This window comes from Enterococcus sp. LX10 (genome assembly GCF_023539285.1).
Taxonomy (GTDB): Bacteria; Bacillota; Bacilli; order Lactobacillales; family Enterococcaceae; genus Enterococcus; species Enterococcus faecalis.
Map to the genome: position 1 here is coordinate 1,355,116 of NZ_CP092784.1, position 14,742 is coordinate 1,369,857.

Annotated in this window: 15 protein-coding genes and 1 riboswitch; of the genes, 14 read left to right on the forward strand and 1 reads right to left on the reverse strand. The window is 37.6% G+C overall.

Features of this window, described 5'->3' with window-relative positions; genetic code table 11:
• Positions 1-16: 16 nt before the first annotated feature.
• The 6 genes from xerD to MKZ30_RS06470 all read left to right on the forward strand — a co-directional run bounded on the left by xerD (position 17) and on the right by MKZ30_RS06470 (position 5,683).
• A complete protein-coding gene (xerD, locus tag MKZ30_RS06445; protein ID WP_002360354.1) occupies positions 17-907 on the forward strand; it encodes a site-specific tyrosine recombinase XerD in 891 nt (296 codons plus the stop codon).
• A 73-nt stretch (positions 908-980) separates the two neighbouring features.
• A complete protein-coding gene (locus tag MKZ30_RS06450) occupies positions 981-1,766 on the forward strand; it encodes a segregation/condensation protein A (protein ID WP_010774119.1) in 786 nt (261 codons plus the stop codon).
• A complete protein-coding gene (gene scpB / locus MKZ30_RS06455; RefSeq protein WP_002357625.1) occupies positions 1,763-2,368 on the forward strand; it encodes an SMC-Scp complex subunit ScpB in 606 nt (201 codons plus the stop codon). Before MKZ30_RS06450 ends, scpB begins: the two co-directional genes overlap by 4 nt.
• Positions 2,369-2,371: 3 nt before the next feature.
• Positions 2,372-3,088 carry a pseudouridine synthase gene (locus MKZ30_RS06460; protein ID WP_002357624.1) on the forward strand — a complete coding sequence of 239 codons (717 nt, stop codon included), beginning with the start codon at positions 2,372-2,374 and terminating at the stop codon, positions 3,086-3,088.
• Positions 3,089-3,238: 150 nt separating this feature from the next.
• A riboswitch (FMN riboswitch) is annotated at positions 3,239-3,358 on the forward strand.
• Between the two features lie 71 nt (positions 3,359-3,429).
• The gene (locus tag MKZ30_RS06465; RefSeq protein WP_002382314.1) at positions 3,430-4,095 is read left to right on the forward strand and encodes an ECF transporter S component; all 666 of its coding nucleotides are present in this window, start codon (positions 3,430-3,432) and stop codon (positions 4,093-4,095) included.
• 256 nt (positions 4,096-4,351) lie between these two features.
• Positions 4,352-5,683: a zinc ribbon domain-containing protein gene (locus MKZ30_RS06470; RefSeq protein WP_002420209.1), complete on the forward strand. Its 1,332-nt coding sequence runs from the start codon at positions 4,352-4,354 to the stop codon at positions 5,681-5,683.
• A gap of 22 nt (positions 5,684-5,705) precedes the next feature.
• Here the strand turns inward: MKZ30_RS06470 and MKZ30_RS06475 are convergent, their stop codons facing one another.
• A complete protein-coding gene (locus tag MKZ30_RS06475) occupies positions 5,706-5,924 on the reverse strand; it encodes a ferredoxin (protein WP_002357617.1) in 219 nt (72 codons plus the stop codon).
• A gap of 35 nt (positions 5,925-5,959) precedes the next feature.
• Here MKZ30_RS06475 and MKZ30_RS06480 point away from each other — a divergent pair, with 35 nt between their 5' ends.
• The 8 genes from MKZ30_RS06480 to MKZ30_RS06515 all read left to right on the forward strand — a co-directional run bounded on the left by MKZ30_RS06480 (position 5,960) and on the right by MKZ30_RS06515 (position 14,735).
• Positions 5,960-6,994: a YpbB family protein gene (locus MKZ30_RS06480; protein WP_010822812.1), complete on the forward strand. Its 1,035-nt coding sequence runs from the start codon at positions 5,960-5,962 to the stop codon at positions 6,992-6,994.
• The gene (locus MKZ30_RS06485) at positions 6,995-8,437 is read left to right on the forward strand and encodes a RecQ family ATP-dependent DNA helicase (protein WP_050444150.1); all 1,443 of its coding nucleotides are present in this window, start codon (positions 6,995-6,997) and stop codon (positions 8,435-8,437) included.
• 75 nt (positions 8,438-8,512) lie between these two features.
• Positions 8,513-9,139, forward strand: coding sequence for a LysM peptidoglycan-binding domain-containing protein (locus tag MKZ30_RS06490; protein WP_002360346.1), 627 nt, complete (start codon positions 8,513-8,515; stop codon positions 9,137-9,139).
• A gap of 236 nt (positions 9,140-9,375) precedes the next feature.
• Positions 9,376-10,056, forward strand: coding sequence for a (d)CMP kinase (gene cmk, locus MKZ30_RS06495; protein ID WP_002357612.1), 681 nt, complete (start codon positions 9,376-9,378; stop codon positions 10,054-10,056).
• 113 nt (positions 10,057-10,169) lie between these two features.
• The gene (gene rpsA, locus MKZ30_RS06500; RefSeq protein ID WP_002360341.1) at positions 10,170-11,381 is read left to right on the forward strand and encodes a 30S ribosomal protein S1; all 1,212 of its coding nucleotides are present in this window, start codon (positions 10,170-10,172) and stop codon (positions 11,379-11,381) included.
• A 173-nt stretch (positions 11,382-11,554) separates the two neighbouring features.
• A complete protein-coding gene (gene der / locus MKZ30_RS06505) occupies positions 11,555-12,865 on the forward strand; it encodes a ribosome biogenesis GTPase Der (protein WP_002360340.1) in 1,311 nt (436 codons plus the stop codon).
• Positions 12,866-13,112: 247 nt separating this feature from the next.
• On the forward strand, positions 13,113-13,388 hold the full coding sequence (gene hbs / locus MKZ30_RS06510) for a non-specific DNA-binding protein Hbs (RefSeq protein WP_002357604.1): 276 nt from the start codon (positions 13,113-13,115) through the stop codon (positions 13,386-13,388).
• 306 nt (positions 13,389-13,694) lie between these two features.
• Positions 13,695-14,735, forward strand: a complete 1,041-nt coding sequence (locus tag MKZ30_RS06515; RefSeq protein WP_033600988.1) for a hypothetical protein — start codon at positions 13,695-13,697, stop codon at positions 14,733-14,735.
• Positions 14,736-14,742 lie beyond the last annotated feature (7 nt).

Sequence of the window (14,742 nt, forward strand, 5' to 3'; positions counted from 1 at the left end):
AAATGAGGGAAGGATAATGGAAGAACAATTAGTCGATTATTTACACTATTTACAAATAGAGCGGGGCTTATCAAATAACACACGACGGAGTTACGAACGAGATTTAAAAAAATACGTAGCCTTTTTACAAGAACAAGGCCTGCATTCTTGGGACGAAGTTGACCGTTACATGATTACAGAATTTTTGCAATCCCTTCACGAAGAACAGCAAGCTTCAGCAAGTGTGATTCGGATGATTTCTAGTTTGAGAGGATTTCATCAATTTTTACGTCAAGAACGCTTAAGCGAACATAATCCGATGCAACATATTGACTCCCCCAAGAAAGTTCAAAAATTGCCAAGTACATTATCTGTTGACGAAGTGACTCGATTAATTGAAACGCCTGATACAAGTAAACCACTAGGTATGCGGAATCGTGCTATTTTAGAAGTGATGTATGCAACGGGCCTGCGAGTTAGTGAGCTAATTGAAATAAAATTAGGGGATCTGCATTTATCCATTGGTTTATTGCAAACAATCGGAAAAGGGGACAAAGAACGAATTATTCCTTTAGGCGATTATGCGATTCAATGGATTGAGCGCTATATGAACGAAGCCAGACCTCAATTGATTAAAAATCATCCGAATGAAACACACCTATTCGTTAACCATCATGGTGAACCGTTATCTAGACAGGGCATTTGGAAAAATTTAAAACAGATTGTTCGAGAAGCCCAGATAGAGAAAAATATTACGCCGCATACATTACGGCATAGCTTTGCGACACATTTGTTGGAAAATGGCGCAGATCTTAGAATCGTGCAAGAATTATTAGGACATGCAGATATCTCCACGACACAAATTTATACACATATTACCAAACAACGAATGGCAGATGTTTATAAGGAACATTTTCCTCGGGCTTAATTTGCGAGAATGCCCACAAACGAATAAATTTATGGTAAACTAGGAAGTCGAGAAAAGAAAGTAGGTGTCGTTTTTGCAAGAAATTAATTTAAAACTAGATGTCTTTGAAGGACCACTGGATCTTCTACTACATTTAATTCAAAAATTAGAAATCGATATCTATGACATTCCCATTACAGCAGTAACTGAACAATACATGTCTTATATTCATGCGATGCAAACCTTAGAGTTAGAAGTCGCTGGAGAATATCTAGTCATGGCTGCCACCTTAATGGCTATTAAAAGTCAGATGTTGCTTCCAAAACAAGAGCTTGAAATCATTGATGATGAAGATTTTTTTGAAGAGGAAGACCCACGGGAAGCTTTAGTAGCTCAGTTATTGGAGTATCGGAAATTTAAATATGCAGCGACTGTTTTACATGAAAAAGAAGAAGAACGTAAACTCTATTATACAAAAGAACCAATGGATATGGATGATTATAAAGAGGAAGATACAACACTACCGCCTAATCAAATCAATACAATTGATTTATTTCTAGCCTTTCATTCCATGTTAGAAAAGAAAAAAAATCGCCAGCCTGTTGAAACAACTGTTGCCAGTGACGATGTTTCCATCGAAGAAAAAATCTCCGCTATTTCAGAGCGTATGCGTCAAGTACAGAAAGGGAAGGCAGTGTCGTTTGACTCTTTCTTCGATTCTTATTCCAAACAAGAAATTGTGACAACGTTCATGGCTCTTTTAGAATTAATGAAAACGGGCGTGATTTATGCTGAACAAGAAAATAATTATAGTGAAATTTTGTTATTTAATACAGAAACCCAGCAGGAAGATACAACAGAGGTGGAGGAAACACAGTGACATTAGTTAGTCAAATTGAAGCAATTTTATTTGTGGTTGGCGAAGAAGGAATTGGCTTGGAAGAGCTTGCGTACTTATTAGAGAAGTCAACAGCAAAAACCTATGAAGAATTAACGAAATTGAAAGAACATTATGCTTCTGACAATAAATCAGCGTTGAATATTTTAGAAGTCGGCAATCATTTTGTCTTAACAACGAAGAAAAAATATGCCTCATTACTAAAAAAATATGCGCAATCGCCTATGTCGAACGCCTTATCACAAGCGGCGCTAGAAACATTATCCATTATTGCTTATAAGCAACCAATTTCGCGTATTGAAATTGATGAAATTCGTGGCGTACAGACTTCTGGCTCTATCCAAAAGTTAGTTGCCCGTCAGTTAATAGAAGAAAAAGGCCGCGTAGATGGTCCTGGTAGAGCGATTTTGTATGGCACAACGAAGTATTTTATGGATTACTTTGGGTTGAAAAGTTTAGATGAATTACCAGATATCCAACAAATGGAAGATGAATTAGAAGAAGAACTACCAATGGATCTATTTTTTGATCGTTATCAAGAAACGAACCCAATGTCTGAAACAACAGAAGGCGAGGAAGCTTAAACAATGGAAAGATTACAAAAAGCAATTGCTCATGCTGGGGTGACTTCGCGTCGCAAAGCAGAGGAATTGATTGTCAAAGGTCGCGTAAAAGTCAATGGCCAAGTGGTCAAAGAATTAGGAACGCAAGTAAGTAAACAAGATACTGTTGAGGTTGATGGTGTACCAATTTATCAAGAAGAATATGGTTATTATTTATTCTATAAACCAAGAGGGGTTATTTCTGCAGTATCTGACGACAAAGGCCGTAAAGTAGTAACGGATTATTTTACAGATGTTACTGAGCGAATTTATCCAGTCGGTCGTCTGGATTATGATACTTCTGGGTTGTTACTTTTAACGAATGATGGAAGTTTTTCACAAAAATTAACCCATCCTAAACATGAAGTAGATAAAGTCTACGTAGCAAAAATTAAAGGTGTACCAACTAAACGGGATCTATTGCCATTAGCCAAAGGCATTCGCATTGATGGCAAACGCACAGCACCAGCCAATTTTCAAATTCTTTCAGCGGACATTAAAACAGGTAGCAGCGTCGTGGAATTAACGATTCATGAAGGACGTAATCATCAAGTGAAGAAAATGTTTCAAGCTGTTGGTTTCCCAGTTCAAAAATTAAAACGTGAACGTTACGGTGAGTTGACCTTACAAGGATTGCGACCAGGGCAATATCGTGATTTAACTAAAAAAGAAATCAGTCAATTATTAAATCAAGCCAAATAAGATAAAATGACTCGATCTCTTCGCGCTTATGGCGGAGGGATTGTTTTTTTTGAGAAACGAAACAATCAATGAAATTTAATAAAAAGCTTAGTTAGTTGCATTCATTGTTCAAATCGGTTACACTAAGTAAGTAAAAAAATATAATACAAGGTTCGTCTTCAGGGGCAGGGTGTAATTCCCGACCGGTGGTTATAGTCCACGACTCGTTTTTAACGATTGAATTGGTGTAATTCCAATACCGACAGTATAGTCTGGATAAAGAAGATAGGGCTTATTTGAGACGCTTTTTCATCAGATAATCCTACTCTATTTTTCCCTGCAGAAAAATAGGGTTTTTTTGTATGACAAAGAAGCGAATCAAAAAGTTCGTTGAAGATGGGTCCTTAATTGGAGGATTTCAGATGAACAACAAGGTACAAAAAATGGTCAGCATTGCAATGTTGGCTGCAATCGGTACAGTATTACAATTTGTGGCATTTCCGATTATGCCAGCGTTTAGTTTTTTGAAAATCGATTTTAGTGATATTCCGATTCTACTCGGAATGTTCTTGTACGGACCGTTAGCAGGAGTAATTACTGCTTTTGTTCGTTCGTTGCTACACCTGTTCTTAACCGGACTAGCACCGCAAAATATGGTGGGAGATTTCGCTAGCTTTTTAGCAAGTAGTATCTTCACCTTGCCAATTTTTTATTTCTTTGGTAAAAAGAAAAATATCCGTACAAATCGGATAGTGGGCTTAGTAAGTGGGATTTTAGCCTTGACAATTTTCATGAGTATTGCGAATTATTTTGTTATTACACCCATTTACTTACAATTATATGGTGTGACCACACAACAATTTTTAGGAACATCTTTAGCAAGCTATGTGGCGATTGGTATTGTGCCATTCAACCTTATTAAAGGCCTCTTAGTCAGTGGTGTTTTTCTAGTACTACATGCGAAGTTATTGCCATGGCTATCAAAAAAACAACATACTATTCAGAAAAAAACACCGTTAACAAAATAAATGATAAAAAAACCTGCTGTTGAACAATGTTTGACAGTGGGTTTTTAAAATTTACGCCTAAAAGAAAAGAGGTTGTCACAATCTGTCATCATTCTGTTAAAAAATACTAAACCATCTGCATTGTAATTTTAACTTTCCCTTGGTATGATAGAAATCATCAAAGAAAGAGGAGTTTTCCTGAGTGAAAAAGTGTAAAAATTGTCGTCACGTGAATCGTGATACGGAGTCCTTTTGTGAAGAATGCGGCGCTCCGCTAATGAATGAATCAATGCATCAAGAGGAAAACCAAGCACAACCATCAATGAATAAAGGGAACGAATCTACTCCTCTCAGATCAAAAAGAAGCTGGATCTGGGTGTTTCTTTTTGTGTTCATCGTTCTTGGAACGGGTAGCTATTTTCTCGGGACGCATTATTTTTCTAAGGAACAACAAATTTCTCATTTTATTGAAGCGATTGAGAATGGTGATGCCCAAGAATTAAGTAAAAAAATGAGGACGAACGAGTCTGAATTTCAAGTGAATCCGCAAAGCATTAAGCCTTTAATCACTTATTATCAAAAAAATCCAACTGAGCTAAAAAAATTAGAAAAAGCGCTATTAAAGGATAAAAAGCTACATGGTTTAACTATTCGTGAAACGAGTCAAACAGCATTTTTCTTTCACCGTTATCAATTCATTTTAACGCCTGTTTCTGTTCAGTTAACGACGAATCAGCGCGGTGTGACGCTGGCAATGAACGGGCGGGAAGTGGGCACTTCCGACTCAACTACTTATCAAAAGGAATTGGGACCCTTAGCGCCAGGACAATATACCTTTACAGCCACAGTGAAAGATAGCACCGGCGAACCTGTTATCACAGAAGAGTATCGTTTATTAGAAGAGGAGAATTATATTTCTAGTATACCTTTAGATTTTAAACGAATGAATTTTGTTGTGGAGAGCAATCTGCCAGACGCAGATATTTATATTAATGATCGGAAAGTTGGTACGCTAACGAATGGAAGCAAAACGATTGGCCCTTTGTTCTGGTCCAAAGGGATGACGATTCAACTTAAAAAGACGATTAATGGAGAAGAAATTCAAACATCAAAAGAAACGATTGGTGAAAATGATTTTGTCGAAGCGCTCTCCGATAATCCTACGCTACAATTGAATTTTCCGTTAGCTAGCGACTATGATGCCCGCAAAGCGCTAGAAACCTTTTATCAAGCATTTGCCAAACAAGTGAAAAGTCATACGGATAGTGCAGAATTTGCTGAAAAATATCTCGTTGGTGGGGAAAATAATCCTCAATTTCCTTCTTTTATAGAAGCACTTGAACGATTACGTGAAAAGAAATCGACCGATGGTTCACCAGATTTTGAAGTGACCATTAATACGCTACAATTGGATGGTAAAGAAAATTACCATGTCAATTATTATTTAGAAGCCAAAAATTCTAAAGCAAAAGAAAATGGTCTTCGTTATGAATGGATCAATGGCCTAAATGATCAAATTCATTTAGTCAAAGAACCGCTAAAAGAAGGACAATTACAGTTTGTTTCGATAGATGAACAAACACTTGCTTGGCTCGAAAAAATACTCTAAGCAAAAATGAGTGCTAAATTATTTAGCACTCATTTTTGCTTATTTCTATTGCACGCGTGGGACATTTGCGGTACGCTTTTAACACATTCTCGCGTTCGTTTTCTGGAATAAATTGTTGTCGAGCATGCGGCTCGTCTTTAAAAAGGACAATCCCATGATCATCATAATCAAATATATTGGGCGCATAAACTTGACAAAGTCCACAAGCAATACATTTTTCAGGAACTAAACGTGATTGCATAAACAGTGACACATCCTATCTAAAAGAGGTTTACTATGGAAGCAACTTTTATTTTAGCGTTATTATCTCACGGATACAAGGTACGTGCATCAACTTTGTATCATCTTTTAAAAGGCAAACGGACTAGCTCTGTTTTGATTTATGGTTTTTTATATGATTGTTTACGGTTCATTGGCTGGTGGCCAACGATTTCCGAACAAGCCTATTTTCAATTTCTTGAAAAACTTTCGAAGGCGAAACAAATTCAGTATCACAAAGAGACAAATGAGATTCAACTAACAAAAGAAGGGCAACTATTTTTAAAGGAGCACCATTTTTCGTTGCTGGATTATCCTGCAATTGATCTTTATCGTTTTGGCAGAAGTGATCGAGAAAGTTGGCAACTCATTCAATTTGCCGTGCAAGTGACTTCGTATTTATCATTTGAGGAAAAACAGTATATTCCACTTTTATCAACACCGATTCCGCAACTATATTTGAAACGATGGTTACAACAAGACAAGAAAGAGCAGCGCATTCAATCAATCAAAGAAGAACTGTTGCGAGGGTTTGAGTTACTACCTGAAGCAGAAAGCGACTATTTGGTTGCGCAACTTTCTGGTTATCAGCAAACTGGCAAAGTTCCTCAGCAATTAACAAGCCATAAGACAGCTCTTGAACAGCGTTTGTGGCACACGCAAGCGGTTCATCATTTACTGCAGTTGATAATGTACGGAGGAAACTATCCCGCTTTACAAACGCTTGTATGGCCGTATCTAGAAAAAAATCTAAACCAAAGTATGCAAGAAACTCAACGATTGTTAACGGAAGGTAAGACACTTCAAGAAATTGCTGAGCAGCGAAAAATAAAACTGAGTACCATTCATGATCATCTATTAGAGTTGGCTATTCAAGGGCAGCTGCAGGTGTCTGTTTATCTTGAAAAGGAGGCAATACTCCAAAACTTGGCTCAAACAGAACAAGATCCGCGGTTGTGGGTGTATCGGGATTGGCGAGCGCAAGAAGCGACGCTTTCTTATTTAGATTTCCGCTTATATCAAATCCAACAAATTTGGCAAGAAAAGGAGTGAGTGTTGTTGACATTAGAACAAGAATTATTCACTCGATTTGGTTATGCAGCGTTTAAGCCTGGTCAAAAAGAAGTGATTACAAACTTACTTGACGGTATGAATACATTGGCTGTTTTGCCAACAGGCACTGGCAAATCATTGTGTTATCAATTTGTGGGCCAGAAGTTAGAGGGACTAACGGTAATTGTTTCTCCTTTACTTTCGTTAATGGAAGATCAGGTGCGTCAATTACAAAGACAAGGAATTAAAGGTGCGGTTGCCTTAAACAGTACGTTACAATATTCAGAAAAGCGTTATATTTTAGCGAAAATGTTCCAATACGATTATCTGTTTTTAAGCCCAGAAATGCTTTTGCAACAAGAAGTACTTAGTGTGTTACAGCGACAAAAAATTGCATTATTTGTGGTGGATGAAGCCCATTGTGTTTATCAGTGGGGCATCGATTTTCGCCCTGAATATAGTAAATTAGATCTGGTCCAAAAACAGCTAGACTTTCCTTTGACCTTGGCGTTAACTGCCACAGCGACACCCGTTGTACAGCACGCAATTATAAAACAATTATTTTCTCATGGTAGCTATCAAGAAGTTCTTTCTTCAGTGAATCGAAAAAATATTGGCTTGTTCGTGAAGGAAACGTCAGAAAAAGAAGAAGTCTTACTAGATTACTTATCTAAAACGGCTGGAAAAATCATTATCTATTGCGCCACGCGCAACAAAACAGAACAAATTAGTCAACTTATTCAGGCGAAAACCAGTTTTAAGGTGGCCTATTATCATGGGGGCTTGGAGGCTAGTGAACGTAGTCGCTTGCAAGAACAATTTATTGATAATCAAATCGATATTCTTTGTGCAACGAATGCTTTTGGGATGGGAATCGACAAACCTGATGTTCGTGGAGTGATTCATTTTGATTTGCCTGATAGCTTAGAAAATTACCTACAGGAAATCGGGCGAGCTGGACGTGATGGTCAAAAAAGTTGGGCGCTATTATTGTATAAAAAAGGGGATGAATTTATTCATCGGTTTTTCTTAGAAGAGACAAGAGCGAATCGAGCGACCTTAAAATCGCTGATTGAAGGAGAAGAACAAATAGGTTTGTTAGAAAATGCCACCGAGTTACAACAAAAATGGGTCCAAGGCTATTTAGCCAAGGATTATTCTTTTGAAGAGCTAGAGCATCGTTTAGAGGAGAAAGAAAAAGATCGTCAAGCACAATTAAGAGGGATGCTAACGTATATTGAAACCACAACCTGTCGAAGAACGTTGATTCAAACTTATTTTCAAGAATCGATTGTCAAACAATCACCGGAAACTTGTTGTGATAATTGTGCGTTATTCTTTGACATTTACCAAGATTCAATAGTAAAATCGAACAAGACCAGCAATCAAAATGAAGAAGATTGGCGTTCTAAATTTCTAAAATTATTTAAAGAACGTGATTAATTCATTTTTTTAGTCGGCAGTTGGCAAAAGCTATGATATAATAACAAGCGAGAGAAGTTTAGGAGGAAATTAGCAGTGAGTAAAAAGGACAAAAAGAAAAACCAAGCTCGTGAGCCATGGGAACAATCAATTTATGAACCTGATCAAAATGGTGGTGGTTCTCGTTTAGCAAAACGCCAACAGCAACGAGGAAATTCATTATTTCTAACTGTTTTAGTTATTTTGCTATTATTAATTATTGCCATTCCAATTGGGACTTTCTTATGGATGATGCAAGACAAGAAACCGAACGAAAGTGCTAGCAAAAATAGCCAGCCATCTTCTTCATTAGTTCAATCATCATCAAAAGAGAAGAAAAAAGAAAGTACGTCAAAATCAGTGGAAAGCTCAGAACCAGCAAGCAGCCAACCAGCTGAAAATACAACACCTTCAAGTTCAGATGCTGCTGCACAGCAACAACAGGATCAACAAGCACAACAACAGCAACAGCAACAACAAGAGCAGCAACAACAACAAGAAGCTCAAAATCAACAACAGCAACAAGCGCAGAACCAACAACCTGTTTATGATACCGTTCAAAGTGGCGAAGGGGCACGTCAAGTTGCCGAACGTAACGGAATGACATTAGAACAAATTTTAGCGTTAAATCCTGGGATTGATACATCTGTGTTTTATCCAGGACAACCATTACGTATTAAATAATCCAGAAAAAGAGGTTTGGACAGCACTTTCAAGGGCTAAACCGCGACGGATGATTACATGAGAATGCCAATAAGCAGAAATTTCCGAAAGATGTTTTGCGTCTTTCGAGGGATTTCGGCTTATTGCTTTTTCGTTAGAAACTCGTCATCAGTTTAAATCCAAGTTCTTTTCTTCTGATTTTAATATAAAAGAAGAAGCGCATTTTAAAGGATGCATATCAGTTAAGGAGTTTTTTCATGGGGAAAATCAGTATTGCTATTGACGGACCAGCTTCGTCAGGCAAAAGTACAGTTGCAAAAATTTTAGCAAAACAATTGAATTATGTGTATTGTGACACGGGGGCCATGTACCGAGCGATTACGTATTTGGCCTTGCAAAATCAAATCGACATTCAAGCGGAAGAGCCATTAGTAGCGCTTTGTGTCAACCACACTATTTCTTTTCAGCAAGCAGAAAATGGCCAACGTGTTTTTATCGATGGTCATGAAGTGACCGAAGCGATTCGCCAGCCAGATGTAACGAATGCTGTTTCAGCTGTTTCAAAACATGCAAAAGTTAGAGAAGAAATGGTGGCGTTACAACAGAAAATTGGTCAAGCCGGCGGAGTTGTCATGGATGGTCGAGATATTGGTACTGCAGTTTTACCAAAGGCCGAAGTAAAGATATTCTTGGTGGCTAGCGTTGAAGAACGTGCAGAACGTCGTTTTAAAGAAAATCAAGAAAAAGGGATTGAGACGGATTTTGAAACCTTGAAGGCGGAGATTGAACGTCGGGATTATTTAGATTCAACCAGAGAAGTATCACCCCTTGTCCAAGCAAGTGATGCTGTGAAAATCGATACAACAGGCTTGACGATTGAAGAAGTCGTCGCCGCCATACAAAATGTGATTAAACAAAAAGGTTTTGAACTTTTTTAAAGAATTTTAAGAAAAATAGAAGAAATCGCTTTATTTTTTTACAAAAATCTCGTACTATGTAAGTATATATAGCTAAGTTTTGGAATTTTTGTTGGCATAGGAGGATAAGAGGCATGACAGATTTTGAAGACAAACAAGTAGCAAACAACGAAACAATGGAAGATGCAATGAACAGCGTTCAAGAAGTCAGTGTTGGCGATATTGTTAAAGGCGAAGTTTTAGCCATCGAAGACAAACAAGTTGTTGTCGGCATTGAAGGAGCGGGCGTTGAAGGCGTTGTTCCTGCAAAGGAATTATCGACTTTACCAGTTGAAGATGTACACGAACTTGTGAAAGTCGGTGATGTGTTAGATTTAGTTGTTATCACATCAATTGGCAAAGATAAAGAAAACGGCAGTTATTTACTGTCAAAACGCCGTTTAGATGCTAAAAAAGTTTGGGAAGAAATTGAACAAGATTTCCAAGCGGGCAAAGTAATCGAAGCACCTGTTACAAATGTTGTTAAAGGTGGTTTGGTTGTTGATGTCGGTGTTCGCGGATTTGTTCCTGCCTCAATGGTTGAAGATCATTTTGTTGCAGATTTTTCTGAATATAAAGGTCAAACACTAGCATTTAAAATTATTGAAATCGAACCTTCAGAAAACCGCTTAATTCTTTCACATAAAGCAGTTGTTGAAGCTGAAAAAGAATCGAAAAAAGAAGAATTACTTTCTTCTTTACATGACGGAGACGTTGTTGAAGGGAAAGTAGCTCGTTTAACAGATTTCGGCGCATTCATTGATTTAGGTGGCGTGGATGGTTTAGTTCATGTTTCTGAAATTGCTCATCAGCATGTGGGCAAACCAAGTGATGCGTTAACTGTTGGCGAAGACGTTCAAGTAAAAATTCTTTCAATTAATCCAGAAGAAGGACGTATTTCTTTATCTATTAAAGAAACATTGCCTGGACCATGGACAGATATCGAAACAAAAGCAGCCGCTGGGACTGTTTTAGATGGAACAGTAAAACGCCTAACAAGCTTCGGTGCCTTTGTGGAAGTTTTCCCTGGTGTGGAAGGATTAGTGCATATTTCTCAAATTTCTCACAAGCATATTGCAACGCCTCATGAAGTTCTTCATGAAGGGGATCAAGTACAAGTGAAAGTTTTAGAAGTTAATCCAGAGGAACATCGTATTGCTTTAAGTATCAAAGCGTTAGAACCAAAACCTGAGTCTCAAGAAGAACCAAAAGAAGAACAGGAATATGAATTGCCTGAAGAAAATACTGGCTTTACCATGGGCGATATTTTAGGTGACGCTTTATCTGATGCGAAAGAAGAGGAATAACACGTTACTTTCTTGAAATTTATGAGTTTGACATAGCCGTAAACAGATCGGCTATGTCAAACTCATTTTTTCTTGAATTGGTTAGAAAATCAGCAGAAACTAAAACTTTTCTTGCACTTTAAGGTTTGATTAGGTAAACTAGTAAGGATTGAAATTCTCAAGGAGGGAATCAAATGGCAAATCCAACTATTGCGATTGTCGGTAGACCGAATGTCGGTAAATCGACTATTTTTAACCGCATTGCCGGTGAGCGTATCTCGATTGTAGAAGATACTCCTGGCGTAACACGCGACCGTATTTATACAACTGGAGAATGGTTAGGGCGTGAATTTAGTATTATTGATACAGGTGGGATTGATTTAGGTGACGAACCATTTATGGACCAAATCAAACACCAAGCAGAAATTGCGATTGATGAAGCAGATGTGATTATCTTTGTTGCTAGTGGCCGTGAAGGAATTACTGATGCAGATGAGTTAGTAGCAAAAATTTTATATCGTAGTAATAAACCAGTGATCTTAGCTGTTAATAAAGTTGACAATCCTGAAATGCGTAATGATATTTATGAATTTTATGCTTTAGGACTAGGGGATCCTTTCCCAGTTTCTGGTAGTCACGGTTTAGGCATTGGCGATGTGTTAGACGAAGCAGTTAAACATTTTCCTAACACTTCAGAAGAAGAGGACGAAGATACAATTAAATTTAGTTTAATCGGGCGTCCAAATGTCGGTAAATCATCATTGATTAATGCTATTCTTGGTGAAGATCGTGTGATTGTTTCAGATATTGAAGGAACAACGCGAGATGCAATCGATACGTATTTTGAATCTGAAGAAGGTCAAAAGTTCTTAATGATTGATACAGCTGGTATGCGTAAACGTGGGAAAGTATACGAATCAACTGAAAAATATAGCGTCATGCGCGCAATGCGGGCGATTGAACGCTCAGACATTGTTTTAATGGTCTTGAATGCAGAAGAAGGTATTCGTGAGCAAGACAAGCGTGTGGCGGGCTATGCCCATGAAGCAGGTCGCGGTATTATTATCGTGGTCAACAAATGGGATACAGTTAAAAAAGATACAAATACAATGCGTGATTTTGAAGCGGAAATTCGTGATGAATTCCAATATTTAGATTATGCACCTATTATTTTTGTGTCTGCATTAACCAAACAACGTTTAAACAAACTGCCTGAACTAATTGAAACAGTAAGTATGAATCAAAACTTACGGATTCCTTCAGCGTTGTTAAATGACGTTATAATGGATGCTGTAGCAATTAATCCGACACCAACCGATAAAGGAAAACGTTTGAAGATTTTTTATGCAACACAAGTGGCAGTCAAACCACCTACATTTGTTATTTTTGTCAACGAAGAAGAACTAATGCACTTTTCTTATGCCCGGTTTTTAGAGAATCAAATCAGAAAAGCATTTACGTTTGAAGGTACACCGATTAAAATCATTCCGCGACGCCGAAAATAGTGCATTCTACCATACTTTTTTTAGATATTCAAATAAATTTATCAACTTTGAGAAAAAATGATTATTTTTTGAAAAAACTGGTTAAAATATACTAAAAACCTTGCTATTACAACTTTCTTATGCTATCTTGTTAACAGAATATTGAACCAGATCAATATTTGCTGTCTGTTTTTGGACCACTCAAAAATAGACGGAACTTTAGGTGTGTAAAAACATCGTATCTCTTATAGAGGAGGTGAAATGATCCATGGCAAATAAAGCAGAATTAATCGAAAACGTTGCATCTTCAACTGGTTTAACTAAAAAAGATGCTACTGCAGCAGTAGACGCTGTCTTTTCAACAATTCAAGAAACTCTTGCTAAAGGTGAAAAAGTTCAATTAATCGGTTTTGGTAACTTTGAAGTTCGCGAACGCGCAGCTCGTAAAGGACGTAACCCACAAACTGGACAAGAAATTCAAATCGCTGCAAGCAAAGTACCTGCATTCAAACCAGGTAAAGCATTGAAAGATGCAGTGAAATAAGACAGACAATTAGAACCCTTGGTTTCCAAGGGTTCTTTTTTGAATCATACATAAAAAATGTTATTTTAAGAGGTGGTCGAAACAGTACGCTAAAAGGCTAAATTGTAACGAACCTTGGGTGAGAAAAACGTGCTTCGCTCCGAGAATCAAGCGGGAACGGTTCGACACTCGCTCCTTGCTTTTTTGATAAAAAGAGAAAGATTTATGAATGAAGGACAAAAATAAGTTGTTGCCAGTAGCTGTTTTTTAGTGGTTATGCTAGACTTGGGGTGAAGGAAGAGGAAACAGTCTTAAGGTGGTGAATCAATGAAATACAACTATTCTAGAGGGGAAAACAAGGTCGCTATTATTTATGGAGAAACATTTGCTTCCGTCCTAAAAAAACGACCAGTAACGACGGAGTCAATCGTTGTTTTGGCGAATCAGCGTTACTATGATCTTTTTTCTGAGAAGATTAATTATGCCTTTGGGGAACAGTTGGGATTAAACTGGTATATTTGTCGCAATGATGTTCATTGCAATGACTTATCAGAATTAGAAAGTGTGTTACGTTTCTTAGCTGATTGGCCAGAAAATCAGGATGTTTTATTGATTGGTTTGGGTAATGAAGGGGTACTACAATTAACCGCATTTTTGCACCAAGTAAGTAAGTGTTCCTCCAAATGTTGGCTGATGCCTGTGTCTGTTCAAGCGTTACGGCAAGGACTTTTACCAAGTGTCACAATTCAGCAAGCACAGCATGCAACTATGCATATAGAAAATCATTCAGAAGAAATTTTGTTTGATAGTACCTTGACCAATAAAAAAGGTGCTGCCCCTTTAATTGATTTGCTCGTTTTTATTCGAGCGGGTCTTGTCTGTGATTATGCTTATTTACAAATGCTATACCAAACGTATCCAGATAAAAAACGGTTGAATCAAACGTCATTTAATGGTATTTTAGACGAGTTGTTATCTTTTTATGAACAAGCAGGGGAAAAAGTGGATCAATTTGGCCGAGTTTTTGAAGCAGCCTTTGCTACAACCGAAAACGGCCATTTGTTATCAGGTCCCATGAAACGATTATTGGGATTATTGTTACAAGTTTTATGGAGCCAGCAAGTCAATCACTTTGACTTTCAATTTAAAAATTTTATCGTTTGGTTTATTCGCTTAGGTTTTCCGGTGGCGTTTCCAAAAGAAATTTTAAGTGCTGATTACGCAGAACAAGTCTTGACTCACACAGAAACACTAGGTCCTCCTATGATGTTGGAAAAAATCGGTCAACTAGGAGCAGCTTTAAAGCCAACGCCCGATCAACTGTTAACAACGATTGAAAGATACCAAGAAATTTTAAAAGAGATTTGAGGGGAAA

Excerpts from the sequence above, each read along its gene's own strand:
- MKZ30_RS06515 (WP_033600988.1), top strand. The coding sequence starts at position 13,695 with ATGAAATACAACTATTCTAGAGGGGAAAACAAGGTCGCTATTATTTAT.
- MKZ30_RS06480 (WP_010822812.1), top strand. The coding sequence starts at position 5,960 with ATGGAAGCAACTTTTATTTTAGCGTTATTATCTCACGGATACAAGGTA.
- MKZ30_RS06460 (WP_002357624.1), top strand. The coding sequence starts at position 2,372 with ATGGAAAGATTACAAAAAGCAATTGCTCATGCTGGGGTGACTTCGCGT.
- der (WP_002360340.1), top strand. The coding sequence starts at position 11,555 with ATGGCAAATCCAACTATTGCGATTGTCGGTAGACCGAATGTCGGTAAA.
- rpsA (WP_002360341.1), top strand. The coding sequence starts at position 10,170 with ATGACAGATTTTGAAGACAAACAAGTAGCAAACAACGAAACAATGGAA.
- xerD (WP_002360354.1), top strand. The coding sequence starts at position 17 with ATGGAAGAACAATTAGTCGATTATTTACACTATTTACAAATAGAGCGG.
- MKZ30_RS06470 (WP_002420209.1), top strand. The coding sequence starts at position 4,352 with ATGAATGAATCAATGCATCAAGAGGAAAACCAAGCACAACCATCAATG.
- hbs (WP_002357604.1), top strand. The coding sequence starts at position 13,113 with ATGGCAAATAAAGCAGAATTAATCGAAAACGTTGCATCTTCAACTGGT.
- MKZ30_RS06465 (WP_002382314.1), top strand. The coding sequence starts at position 3,430 with ATGACAAAGAAGCGAATCAAAAAGTTCGTTGAAGATGGGTCCTTAATT.
- MKZ30_RS06475 (WP_002357617.1), bottom strand. The coding sequence starts at position 5,924 with ATGCAATCACGTTTAGTTCCTGAAAAATGTATTGCTTGTGGACTTTGT.
- cmk (WP_002357612.1), top strand. The coding sequence starts at position 9,376 with ATGGGGAAAATCAGTATTGCTATTGACGGACCAGCTTCGTCAGGCAAA.